Here is a 13,050-nt window from a genome sequence, read left to right as displayed (position 1 = left end):
AAAAAAATTCATTAAGGTTTTCTTAATTATCTTAATCGCTTAATGTTTGAAATTTAACAGGATCTATAAATAAATTTGAAATTGTATGATAAATTCTCCTTTGGAAGAAGGACTTTCTGCAGGGCTTGTATAAACAGGTCTGCTGGAATATTGGGTGGTAATCTTTGCATGATGGCCGTCGATGAACCAGTTAGCGCCGACATCGAATTGGGATGAAGATTTGTCGAAAGCCTCAAAACTTTTGTGAGTATACGCTGCGAAAGGCTGTATCCTGATTTTCGGTTTCTCTGCCTGACTCGGCAACAGCAATCCGGCCTGTGCGTAGATAATATTACCTGTTCCGATGGTGGGCTGAAGATTTCCGGGTCCTGCAATGGCTCTGTTTCCAACGAAATTCGGATCAGAAGAGGCAATATTCATAATGCCGATATTTCTGATGTAATTCGGACCGAACTGATAATTGTAGTACCCTGCATAAGCTGAAACGGCCATCTTGTTTTTGGCATTTCCCAGAGGAATGTCTGCAAAAGCATCAACAGCAAGAAGTGTTATGTCGTGCTTTTCAATATTTGAATTTACGGAAGTCCGGGTTCCGTCTTTCTGATGATAAAAACCGGCACCAAGATTAAAGACCTTCTTTGTTCCCAAATATGATCCTACCTTGAAAGGCAATACGTTAGATTCTTCGTCAAGAAACTGATATTCTACATATCCTGCTTTTGAAAAATTAGGATTTCCGTTGTTATCTACTGCAACGGCTTTTGCAGGATCTGCAACATTTGCCGGAACGAGATCTGTTGCAAAAGGTTTGTTCAGACTGAAACGGTACTCCAGTTTTCCGTATTTCCCTTTGGCAAACATGCCAAGCTGTCTGGCAAACTGATCCGAATTGTCAATCAGCGGCCATGTGAAAATAGGAGAGTCTACTGTAAGAAAATTTAAGGTCGAGCCCATGGTCATCCGGGAAAGTCCCATATAATAATGGAGACCGGCACCTAAAGACAAACTGAATTTTCCTGCTTCACCTGGTAAAATAACTGCATATTCATTCCATGCATCATGGAAAAAAAGTTGCGGCTTTTTGCCGTTTCCGTATCCTCCTGTTCCGGAAGTTCCGGGGGCTCCACCGTTGATAAAAGTCTGGTTATTGATTCCAAAGTGAGCCAGAATCATATATCTTTTGGAAATTTGGGCGTAAGCTAAAGTACGTAATCTTCTGTTTCCCAAACTCCATGAATTGTCAGTGGCTTCACCGCCAACCATGCTTCCGGGGTTCATTTCGGTATTTCTTACCCAGAACTGGTCCCATAAAATAAATCTGATGTATTTATCACCCTGCTGATTGAGGTTTATCTTTAATCCGCCTCCATAATCAGGTGAACCCTGAGAATATAAAGTGTTGCTGATTAATACAAATCCAATGATAATAAGTATTCTCTTCATAAATTATTAATTTTTGGCGTTGTTTTTTGTGAAAGCCAAATTGTAATTAATAATTTATTTATAAAAATTTAATATATATTAATGGTAATAATATATATAAAACTTTGGTTTGAACCGAAATAAAGAAAAATTTGATCTAATATGTATTGCAAATAATTCATTAACAGTTCGATAATGTATTATTTTTTAAACCGTTCCCATTTGATGAGCATATACTTATCTGCAAATTGGGTAATGATAAGACCTGAGTTTTTAATATTTTCTTCTTTAGACATATACTCGAGCAATTCGTTCTGTTTAAGGATTTTATATACCGGATGGAATTCTGAATGTGGCGGCCTTGTAATATTGTATTTCCTGATCCATGAACTGATGGTGACATGGGATACACCGATAATTCGCTCTATTTCACGGTAGCTTAACCCTTCAAGATAAAGCTGTAATGCTTTGGTTACATAGTAATCGTCAATTTGTTTTCCCAGCTTTTTTACAGTAAAATAATACTGGCAGTCTTTGCATAGAAAACGCTGCTTATTATTAACGATACCGCTTTTTACCACTTTGCTGCCTTTGCATTTCGGACAGTTATTTTCCATAACTATATTTTTTTAGCAAATATATAATAATTTAGCAATTTATTAATTCAGTATAAAGATAAAATTACCTGTATATTAATTTTAATCAATAAAAATATCTATTTAATTTGTTTATTACCGAAATTATATTTTAAATTTGCCGAAAATTTTAGATAAATAAATGAAAATAGAAATTTCCTCATCCGTACATATAATGTATGTGAGTGAAATACAGCAGGAGATGTATGATTCTGCACAGCGCAGAGGAACCGGTATTGCCAAACGTTCCATAGAATATCTCAGTAAAAAAATTACTGAAGGTAACGCTGTAATCGCGACTGATAAAGGAAAATGGGTCGGATTCTGCTATATAGAAACATGGTCTCACGGACAGTTCGTTGCCAATTCGGGACTCATTGTTTCACCCGATTTCAGGCATTTGGGCGTAGCTACTTTAATTAAAGAAAAAGTATTCGCATTATCCCGAAATAAATACCCGACTGCTAAAATTTTCGGATTAACGACAGGTTTGGCTGTCATGAAAATCAACAGTGACCTGGGATATAAACCGGTTATTTATTCTGAACTCACTCAGGACGAAGAGTTCTGGAACGGCTGCAGGAGCTGTGTGAATTACGATATTTTAATGAAAAAAGAACGGAAAAACTGCCTTTGCACAGCTATGCTTTTCGTTCCCGAAAATATAAAAAACAGTGCTAAAAATATTCAGCCTGAAAACCGATACAATAATGAGCAAGAAAGTAGTTTTAGCGTTTAGCGGAGGTCTGGATACCTCTTATTGTGCCAAATATCTGAGTGAAACTCTTGGGTATGATGTCTATGCAGTCACTGTAAACACCGGAGGTTTTTCCAGTGCGGAAGAGAATGAATTGGAGAAAAGGGCATTAGACCTCGGAGTGAAACAGTACAGGTGTATAAATGCGCAGGAAGATTACTACAATTCATGTGTGAAGTATCTTATTTTTGGAAATGTCCTGAAGAACAATACTTATCCGTTGTCTGTAAGTGCAGAACGTACGGTTCAGGCACGGGAAATCGCAAAATTTGCAATAGAAGTCGGGGCAGATGCCATTGCTCATGGAAGCACAGGAGCAGGGAACGATCAGGTTCGTTTTGATCTGATTTTCCAGGTGATGTGTCCTGATGTTGAAATCATCACGCCAATCCGGGATATGGCCTTGTCACGTGAAGAAGAAATTGAATTCCTGAAAAACCACGGCTTCGAAATGGAATTTCAGAAAGCGCAGTATTCTGTTAATAAAGGACTTTGGGGAACTTCCGTGGGCGGAAAAGAAACCCTTACTTCAAGAAATTATTTGCCCGAAGAAGCTTTTCCTTCACAAGTGAAAGAAAATCAGCCTTCTGAACTTGAAATTGAGTTTAAAAAGGGTGAAGTAACCGCAGTGAACGGAGAAAATTTTAAAAATCCGGTTTATGCCATTCAAAAGATTGAAGAATTAGCTTCGGCATACGGAATCGGAAGAGATATTCATGTTGGAGATACCATTGTAGGAATTAAAGGAAGGGTAGGATTTGAAGCAGCGGCAGCATCTGTCATTATCAAAGCACATCATTTACTGGAAAAGCATACGCTTTCGAAATACCAGCAGATGATGAAATCCCAATTATCCGACTGGTACGGAAACTGGCTTCACGAAGCACTTTTCTTAGATCCGGTGATGAGAAATATCGAATCTTTCCTCGTGGATTCTCAAAAAACGGTCAGCGGGAAAGTTTTTATAACACTTCATCCTTACAGGTTTATCCTGAACGGAATTGAATCCGAACATGATCTGATGTCTGATAAATTCGGCAGCTATGGCGAAGCAAACAGAGCGTGGACCGGCGATGATGTAAAAGGATATACGAAAATTGTAAGCAATTCTCTGAATATATATCATCAGATTAATCATATATAAATTAATTCTGGGAGTCCTGAAAGGACGACTTAAATCAGGATAGGATGTAATCCTATTAATATTAAAATAAAAAAATGATTAATCAAAAAGAAATAAAAACAGCAGGAATCATCGGAGCCAACGGTTATACAGGAAGCGAGCTGGTTAGGCTGCTGGCTTTTCATCCCAATGTATCATTGAGTTTTTTATATAGCCGTTCAAATTCGGGAACAAAAATTTCAGATCTGTACCCGGATTTAGCGGCGGTTTGTGACATGGTTCTTACAGATCAGCCCGAAGACGTAGACATTTTGTTTTTATGTCTTCCTCATAAAGAAAGTGAAAATTGGCTGAATCAAAATCCTATAAAAGATGAGACACTGGTAATCGACTTAGGAAATGATTTTCGTTTGGATGGCCATTTCGGAAACAGGAATTTTATCTATGGTTTGCCTGAAATCAATAAAAAAAGACTTTCAGAAGCAAAAAGTATTGCCAATCCGGGGTGTTTTGCCACGGCGATTCAACTGGCTTTACTTCCGTTAGCTCAGAAAGGTTTGTTACATGAAGTATATACTACGGGTATTACGGGTTCAACAGGTGCAGGCCAGTCTTTACAGCCAACAACCCATTTTACATGGAGGAACGATAATATTTCGGCCTACAAAACCTTGACACACCAACATGCAGGTGAGATTTTACAGCAGTTAGTTTCTTTTAATAATAATGAAATCAGTCTGAATTTTGTTCCGTGGAGAGGAGATTTTGCAAGAGGAATTTTTACGAGTTCCACGGTGAAAACAGATGTAGAACTTTCAGATATCAATCAATTGTATCACGATTTTTATGCAGATGAGCCTTTTGTAAGGGTAAGCGAAAATGCAATTGATTTAAAACAAGTTGTCAACACCAATCGCTGTGTGATTCAGATTGAAAAATGTGGGAATGTTGCGGTCATTCACTCAGCGATTGACAATTTGTTGAAAGGAGCTTCCGGACAGGCCGTGCAAAACATGAATATTACCATGGGGTGGGAAGAAAATTCAGGATTAAACTTAAAACCTATTGCATTTTAAAAGAATTATAAATGCAAATTGTCAAATAGTCAATTGTGAATTTTAAAGGCTCGAATCAAAACCGACTTAGGAAAATGGAGCGTTAAGAAAAATAGTTTTGTGAACGTTAAGAAAATTCTACTGTTCGAAGCGTGACACAAATGTCGAACCGAAGAACAAACATTGATTTCGCGCAAGTTTTAGAATTTTTAGAGAATAAAAATATTTTTTAGCGGAAGTTTCCAAGTCTAGAACTTTTGTTTCTTTTGTTTCAAGACAAAAGAAAAGTAATAAAGATAAGTTGTCAGAAAAACCGACAACTATCAACCAAAACAATCAACTAAGATGAATTTATTCAACGTATATCCGTTATTCAGCATTAATCCGGTAAAAGCTCAGGGATCATTTCTCTGGGATGATAAAGGAGAAAAATATCTTGATTTTTACGGAGGTCATGCCGTTATTTCTGTCGGACACAACCATCCGCACTATCAAAATCGGTTAAAAGAGCAGTTAGATAAAATTTCTTTCTATTCAAATTCGGTTCAGAATACATTGCAGACTGAACTGGCTGAAAAATTAGGAAAGCTTTCAGGACTGGAGGATTATAATCTGTTTCTATGTAATTCAGGTGCTGAAGCGAATGAAAATGCTTTAAAACTGGCTTCTTTCTATAACGGAAGAAGTAAAGTGCTGTACTTTTCGGGTTCTTTTCATGGCAGAACTTCAGCAGCGGTTTCGGTGACAGACAACCCAAAAATTGTTGCTCCGGTAAATTATGATGAAAGATTTATTAAGTCTGAATGGAATAATATTCAACAGCTTAAAGAGGTTTTTGAAAAACAAGGAAACGAAATTTCATCTGTTATTATTGAAGGAATCCAGGGCGTTGGCGGAATTATGATTCCAACACTTGAATTTTTAACTAAAATCAAAGAATTGTGCGAAAAACATGATGTCGTTTTGATTTTGGATGAGGTTCAGTCGGGATATGGAAGAAGTGGATTCTTTTTTGCGCATCAGGAATTCGGAATTGAAGCCGATATCATTACAACGGCAAAAGGAATGGGAAATGGCTTTCCAATCGGTGGTGTTTTGATTCATCCGAAATTTAAGGCGAGTAACGGTTTGCTGGGAACCACTTTTGGAGGAAATCATTTGGCTTGTGTGGCTGCAATTGCGGTTTTGGATGTTATGAAAGATGAAAATCTCATCGGAAATGCTCAGGAAATGGGTGAGTATATTGAAAATGAAATTAAAAATTTTCCACATATTAAAAGCATCCGGAGGAAAGGTCTGATGATTGGAATAGAGCTGGACAGGGACTGCTCGGAAGTGAGGAACAGGCTCCTGTATGATCATCATATTTTCACAGGAAATTCTAATGATAAAGCGGTATTAAGGATTCTTCCGGCGCTAAACATTAAAAAAGAAGAAACTGATATTTTTATTAATGCTTTAAAAACTGTTTTAGAAAATCTTTAAAATTAATTAACCACAAATCGAAGATTCGACGAAGTCAAAAGTCACAAAAGTTTACGGTTTTAAGAATCTATAGAGCTTTTAAAGAGCATTAGAGCTTACGAAAAATCTTTGATTTTCAACTTATGTGTTCTAAATATTTTCAAGTTTTAAACTTAAATCTGATGTAACTTATGTGTAAGAAACTTTTGTGGTAAAACAAATCAAATTCAAAATGAAAAAATTCACCTCTGTAAGCGACGTTAAAGACTTACAGCAAATTATAAATAAAGCTTTACAAATTAAAGAAAACCCACTTTCGGAAACCGAAAAAGGAAAAGGGAAAACCATCGGACTTGTCTTTTTAAATTCAAGCCTGAGAACCCGTTTGAGCAGCCAGATTGCAGCCCAGAATTTAGGATTAAATGTTTTAACCTTAAATGCAGCACAGGAAGCATGGAACCTGGAATTCGCAGACGGCGCTGTAATGAACGGTGATACGGTAGAACATATCAAAGACGCCATTGAAGTCTTGAATCAGTATTGTGATATCATTGCAGTTCGTTGTTTTGCCGGAATGAAAAATAAGGAAGATGACGTGAATGAAAGTATTTTAAGTCAGTTTGAGCAACATGCAAAAGTTCCGGTTGTTTCCTTGGAATCAGCGACACGCCATCCTCTACAGAGTCTGGCAGATTGCATTACGATTACCGAAAACTGGCATTTCGATAGTTCGTCAAGCTCACCACAGGCTAAACCAAAAGTGGTTTTAACCTGGGCGCCTCACATCAAGCCGATTGCTCACGCGGTAGGAAATTCTTTCGCAGAATGGATGCAGGAAATGGATGTTGATTTTGTGATTGCCAATCCGGAAGGTTATGATTTAGATAAAAACTTTACAAAAGACATTAAAGTGATTCACAATCAGGAGGAAGCTTTAGAAGGTGCCGATTTTATTTATGTTAAAAACTGGTCATCTTTTGATGATTATGCTGCAATGCCTGAAGTGGAAAATAACTGGATGCTGACAAATGAAAAGCTGACAAATACCAATCATGCTAAAGTAATGCATTGCCTTCCTGTCCGCCGTAATGTAGAATTGAGCGATGAGGTGATGGATGGTGAAAACTCCATCATTTACCAGCAGGCAAAAAACCGGATTTTCTCTGCACAGGCTGTTTTCTCTGAAATTTTGGATGAATTGAATTCTAAATAAATTAATAGAGTCCTGAAAGGACGATTTATAAAAGGATTGGATATAGTCCAATCAAAAAAATGTATAAAATGAAAGAAAAATTATACATCATTAAAATCGGAGGAGCATTAATTGATAACGAAGAATTGTTGGATCAGTTCCTTGAGCAGTTTTCCGAGATTCAGGAAAAGAAAATTCTGGTTCATGGAGGTGGCAAACTGGCAACGACTTTAGCCGATAAGCTGGGCGTTGAGCAGAAGATGGTCAATGGCCGGAGAATCACAGATAAAGATACGTTGGATATTGTAGCAATGGTCTACGCAGGCGGAATCAATAAAAATATTGTCGCAAAACTTCAGCAAAAGAAATGCAAAGCCATAGGTTTTTCCGGTGCTGATGCGAATTTAATTAAAGCTAAAAAAAGACAACATACCGAAATAGACTTCGGATTTGTGGGAGATATTACAGAAAAGAGTGTTAATAAAAAGCTGATTTCCAAAATGCTCAAATGGGAGCTGGTGCCGGTGTTCTCAGCAATTACCCACGATAAAAAAGGACATCTTTTCAACACCAATGCAGATACCATCGCTTCGGTTATTGCGCAGGCTTTATCAATAAAATATGACGTAGAATTATTATACTGCTTTGATAAAGAAGGTGTTTTGGAAGATGTAAATAATCCCAAATCTGTTATTAAAAATATTTCCGAGAAAGAATTTTCAGCTTTAAAAGTTGAAGGCAAATTACACAAAGGAATTCTTCCCAAACTTGAAAATGCACTTGGAGCAGTAAAAAATAATGTGAATAAAGTCTTCTTAATCAAAGAAACCGAACTAATAAACCATATAGAAAACCATCATGCAGGAACTGAAATCTCTTTATAATAAGGAAGAATTGCTGAATAACGCAGTAGAATTGCTGAAAAAGCTGATTGAAATTCCTTCGTTCAGCAAAGATGAATTTAATACGTCCGTGGAAATTGAAAATTTTTTTAAAAGATACCAAGTTCCGACAAAACGTTTTAAAAATAACATCTGGGCGGTGAATAAGAATTTTGATGTTTTCAAACCTTCGATTTTACTGAATACGCATCATGACACTGTAAAACCTAATAAAGCTTATACTTTAGATCCGTTTTTGCCCATTAAAAAAGACGGAAAATTATACGGTTTGGGGAGCAATGATGCTGGAGCTTCACTGGTTTCGATGGTGCAGGTTTTTTTGCATTTTTTTGATCGGGAAAACTTAAAATATAATCTTGTTATTGCTTTGACGGCCGAGGAGGAAATTTCCGGGTACGACGGGATCGAAGCCTTATTTCCGCAGCTTCCGAATGTGGAGCTTGCCATTGTAGGAGAACCGACGCAGATGAATCTGGCAATCGCGGAAAAAGGGCTGTTGGTCATTGATGGAGAAATGAAAGGAACTCCTTCTCACGCCGCTCATCCGAATGATGATAACTCGATTGTAAAATGTATGGATGACCTCCGGAACATTTTGAATTTTAAATTTCCAAAAGTTTCAGATTATCTGGGTGAAGTTAAAGTGACATTGTCGGGAATTCACGCAGGCGTTCAGCATAACGTGGTTCCGGAATCGTGTACTTTCACTTTAGATGTAAGAGTTACCGATGAATATTCGAATAAAGAAGTATTTGAAATTATTCAGTCGCAGATGAAATCAACCTTAACGGCAAGATCGTTCAGGTTGAATTCTTCAAAAATTGAGATGGATCATCCTTTTGTACAGGCAGGTCTTGAGATCGGAAGGACAACCTACGGTTCACCGACTTCATCTGATCAGGCGATTATTCCCTGCACCTCTGTAAAGTTGGGACCTGGAGACAGCAGGCGTTCTCACACCGCAGATGAATTTATTTTCATTGAAGAAATTGCGGAGGGAATTGAGATTTATATTCAAATTTTAGAGAAAGTTTTATAGGCCGGAAATAGGAAGTAGGAAGCTGGATGATGGAAGGCTTGTAAGTAACGACTTAGGAATCGGAGGCGTTAAGAAAATTAATTCTGTGAACGTTAAGAAAATTCTACTGTTCGAAGCGCGAAACAAATATTAAATCAAAAACCAGATATTGAATTCGCGCAAGCTTAGAATTTTTAGAGAACAGAACTAATTTTTAGCCGGAGTTTGACTCCGTCGAATCAGAGATTTCCAGTTTTGAATTTTTGTTTCTTTTGTTTTAAGACAAAAGAAAATTAATGTTTTAAAGAAAAAGTTATGAAAAAAATATGGCAAAAAGACGATAATGCCACCAATATATTAGTCAATACATTCACAGTCGGGAAAGACCTTGACTTTGACGAGCGTTTGGCAAAATACGACGTCAGAGGTTCCGTCGCACACTGTAAAATGTTGGCAGAAGTGGGAATTATTTCCGATGAAGAATCTGAGAAAATATTATTTGTCTTAGCAGAAATTCTGGAAGATATCGAAAACGGAACCTTTGAAATTGATAAAACTGCAGAGGATATCCATTCCCAGATCGAATCAATTTTAATTGAAAAATTAGGCGATACCGGAAAGAAAATCCATACAGCACGGTCAAGAAACGATCAGGTTTTACTGGATATTAAATTGTATTTATTAGATGAAATCCGTGAAATTACGTTGTTGACAGATGAATTTTTTCAGATATTAATCAAGTTGGCTGAACAGCATAAAAATATTTTACTTCCGGGTTATACGCATTTGCAGATTGCGATGCCATCATCATTCGGATTGTGGTTCGGAGCTTATGCGGAAGCCTTGCTGGATGATATGGAAATGCTGTTTTCAGTTAAAAATATCATCAATAAAAATCCGTTAGGTTCTGCGGCAGGATACGGCTCATCTTTTCCCATTGACCGTGAAAGCACAACGTATAATTTGGGCTTTCAATCCATGAATTATAATTCTGTGTATGCACAAATGACGCGTGGAAAATCAGAAAAAATGCTGTCGATGGCAATGGCGACTATGGCGGGAACGCTTGGCAAATTTTCTTACGATGTTTGTCTGTATTTGAGCCAGAACTTTGATTTTATAAGCTTTCCCAAAGAATTTACTACAGGAAGCAGCATCATGCCGCACAAAAAAAACCCGGATATCTTTGAGCTGGTTCGTGCGCGTTGCAACAGAATTCAGGCTTTGCCGAATGAATTTATTTTGCTTACGAATAATCTTCCTTCGGGCTATCACAGAGATATGCAGCTTACCAAGGAAATTCTTTTCCCGGCCATTGATTCATTAAAGGAATGTCTTGAAATTTTAAGTTACACCTTACCGAATATTCAGGTGAAAGACGGAATTCTGGAAAATGAAAAGTACAAATATCTTTTCAGCGTGGAAAAAATTAATGAAGAAGTAAAAAGCGGAAGTTCATTTCGGGATGCCTATATAAAAGTAGGGCAGGAAATTGAAAATAATGAGTTCGATTTTGAAATTGGAAATTTAAATCATACGCATCAGGGAAGCATTGGAAACCTTTGTCTCGATAAAATAGAGTATCAGTTTAATAAACTGAAGAATAAATTATTAGGTTAATTATTTTAAATGAAACTTAGATTTCTCAGCATTACACATCTATACTATTGATTTAGCGATTCATTTGTAGAGTTGTATGCTGAGCGAAACCGAAGCATCCTTGAATATGAATTAAAGTATCTGGTTTAAATAAATTTTTAATCCAAATCAATCTTAAACTTCGTAGACTTCTTCACTTCATGAAGCACGATAGAACTGTGGTATTGACCAATATTGGGAATGTTGGAAATAACATTTACCGTAAAATCGTTATAAGAATTAATGTCCTTAGCAATAATTTTCAGCATATAATCATATTCACCCGAAAGACTTGTGATTTCCTGAACTTCATCGTGCTGCATGATGTTTTTTTCGAAAGTTTCAAGAACCTTTTTAGACTGTTCCTTAAGACGAACATTACAGTACACCACAATGTTCAGTCCTAATTTTTCACGGTTCAGGAGTCCTACATATTTCTCAATGATACCGTTTTTCTCCAGCTGCTTGATGCGTTCATAGGTTGGTGTAAAAGTAAGCCCTATTTTTTCCGAAATTTCTTTTACAGAATAAGTAGAGTCTTCCTGGATAATGCTGAGAATCATTTTATCTTTTAAGTCCATATCTTATAAACGTTGTATGGTAACAAAAATAGTATTTATAAATGAAAAATATTTTAGAAATCGTGGTATTTTAATATTTTAAAATTTTCTTTTGTTGATTTACAAAATTGTTGTATCTTTGCGCCTAATGAATAACACAGTATTTATATCATTAGAATTACCGGGCGACAGCGCCCTTTACAATATTTATTTATTTTAAGCGAAGATGTTTCTTCGCTTTTTTTTTGTGAAAAAATTGAAATATTATGTTTACGATTACAGAACTAAGCACCGAGAGAATCAACAGGATAGTAACAGAAGCTTTAGCTTTTGCCAATGGAAAAACAGCTAAAATAGAAGGGGAAGTTTTCTGCTCGAATCTTTTCTTTGAAGACAGTACCAGAACCAAGACAAGCTTTGATATTGCAGAAAGAAAATTAGGCTTGCAGGTAGTTCCTTTCGATGCTTCCAACTCATCTGTAAACAAAGGAGAAAGCCTGTATGATACGGTAAAGACAATTGAGAGCTTGGGCATCAATCTGGTTGTTATCAGAGATAAAAAAGACAGATATTTCGATCAATTAAAAAATATAAAAATTCCGGTAATCAACGGGGGCGACGGAACAGGTAACCATCCTTCCCAATGTATGCTCGATTTAATGACCATCTACCAGGAATTCGGAAAATTTGAAGGCTTAAAAGTAGGAATCGTAGGTGACGTTAAGCACAGTAGGGTAGCCAATTCCAATGCGGAAGCATTGAGAAGGCTTGGCGCTAAAGTATACTTTTCTGGTCCGGAGCAGTGGTTTGACGAAGGAGCGCTGATCAATGGAACCTATTTAAGCGTTGATGAAATGATTCACGATGTAGACGTACTAATGTTATTGAGAATCCAGCACGAAAGACACGACTCGAAAATGAGTTTCTCCGCTTCAGAATATCACAGAAAGTACGGATTGACAAAAGAAAGAGAAAAAGCCATGAAAAAAGAGGCCATCATCATGCACCCGGCGCCAATCAACAGAGGTGTGGAAATTGACACAGACCTCGTAGAATGTGAACGCTCCAGGATTTTCAGGCAAATGCAGAACGGTGTCTTCGCCAGAATGGCCATTTTAAAAGAAACGCTGGAAAATCAAGGATATACTTTTAAATAAGAACCAAGAAAAAAGTAAAAGTAAATGTTGGCAAGCCCTGAAAGGGCGACCTGTCAATAGACATGGGTAAAACCCATGGAAAAATAAAGATAGAAGAGCTCCGTAGGAGCGATCTGTCAATAATATC

12 protein-coding genes are annotated in these 13,050 nt (G+C 36.9%); 9 read left to right on the top strand and 3 right to left on the bottom strand.

The annotated features are described in order from the left end of the window. Positions 1-63: 63 nt before the first annotated feature. On the bottom strand, positions 64-1,443 hold the full coding sequence (locus ACYT6F_RS17875; RefSeq protein WP_472598974.1) for a porin: 1,380 nt from the start codon (positions 1,441-1,443) through the stop codon (positions 64-66). 179 nt (positions 1,444-1,622) lie between these two features. Further along, a complete protein-coding gene (locus tag ACYT6F_RS17870; protein WP_169230008.1) occupies positions 1,623-2,039 on the bottom strand; it encodes an IS1/IS1595 family N-terminal zinc-binding domain-containing protein in 417 nt (138 codons plus the stop codon). A gap of 160 nt (positions 2,040-2,199) precedes the next feature. Here ACYT6F_RS17870 and ACYT6F_RS17865 point away from each other — a divergent pair, with 160 nt between their 5' ends. The 8 genes from ACYT6F_RS17865 (at position 2,200) to argH (ending at position 11,188) form a co-directional block, all read left to right on the top strand. After that, positions 2,200-2,796, top strand: a complete 597-nt coding sequence (locus ACYT6F_RS17865; protein ID WP_472598973.1) for a GNAT family N-acetyltransferase — start codon at positions 2,200-2,202, stop codon at positions 2,794-2,796. Next, entirely contained in the window at positions 2,768-3,958 is a 1,191-nt protein-coding gene (locus ACYT6F_RS17860; protein WP_472598972.1) for an argininosuccinate synthase, read from the top strand. Before ACYT6F_RS17865 ends, ACYT6F_RS17860 begins: the two co-directional genes overlap by 29 nt. Before the next feature lie 74 nt (positions 3,959-4,032). After that, the gene (argC, locus tag ACYT6F_RS17855; protein ID WP_472598971.1) at positions 4,033-5,013 is read left to right on the top strand and encodes an N-acetyl-gamma-glutamyl-phosphate reductase; all 981 of its coding nucleotides are present in this window, start codon (positions 4,033-4,035) and stop codon (positions 5,011-5,013) included. A gap of 324 nt (positions 5,014-5,337) precedes the next feature. Next, positions 5,338-6,477 carry an aspartate aminotransferase family protein gene (locus tag ACYT6F_RS17850; RefSeq protein WP_472598970.1) on the top strand — a complete coding sequence of 380 codons (1,140 nt, stop codon included), beginning with the start codon at positions 5,338-5,340 and terminating at the stop codon, positions 6,475-6,477. Positions 6,478-6,688: 211 nt separating this feature from the next. Then, positions 6,689-7,669, top strand: coding sequence for a Rossmann-fold NAD(P)-binding domain-containing protein (locus ACYT6F_RS17845; RefSeq protein WP_472598969.1), 981 nt, complete (start codon positions 6,689-6,691; stop codon positions 7,667-7,669). 68 nt (positions 7,670-7,737) lie between these two features. Next, entirely contained in the window at positions 7,738-8,532 is a 795-nt protein-coding gene (gene argB / locus ACYT6F_RS17840) for an acetylglutamate kinase (RefSeq protein ID WP_472598968.1), read from the top strand. Then, positions 8,507-9,589: a M20 family metallo-hydrolase gene (locus tag ACYT6F_RS17835; protein ID WP_472598967.1), complete on the top strand. Its 1,083-nt coding sequence runs from the start codon at positions 8,507-8,509 to the stop codon at positions 9,587-9,589. The genes argB and ACYT6F_RS17835 overlap by 26 nt, the downstream gene beginning before the upstream one ends. Positions 9,590-9,883: 294 nt before the next feature. After that, positions 9,884-11,188 (top strand): argininosuccinate lyase, encoded by a 1,305-nt coding sequence (argH, locus tag ACYT6F_RS17830; RefSeq protein ID WP_472598966.1) that lies wholly within the window; start codon positions 9,884-9,886, stop codon positions 11,186-11,188. Positions 11,189-11,325: 137 nt separating this feature from the next. Here the strand turns inward: argH and ACYT6F_RS17825 are convergent, their stop codons facing one another. Then, positions 11,326-11,787, bottom strand: coding sequence for an Lrp/AsnC family transcriptional regulator (locus tag ACYT6F_RS17825; protein ID WP_029293904.1), 462 nt, complete (start codon positions 11,785-11,787; stop codon positions 11,326-11,328). Between the two features lie 245 nt (positions 11,788-12,032). Between ACYT6F_RS17825 and ACYT6F_RS17820 the strand changes: the two genes are divergently transcribed. Then, on the top strand, positions 12,033-12,923 hold the full coding sequence (locus ACYT6F_RS17820; protein WP_472598965.1) for an aspartate carbamoyltransferase catalytic subunit: 891 nt from the start codon (positions 12,033-12,035) through the stop codon (positions 12,921-12,923). Positions 12,924-13,050 lie beyond the last annotated feature (127 nt).

It is taken from the genome of Chryseobacterium sp. NG-CE01, assembly GCF_055695505.1.
Note: the sequence above shows the minus strand (reverse complement) of the source record. Positions and strands in the feature narration are given on the sequence as shown.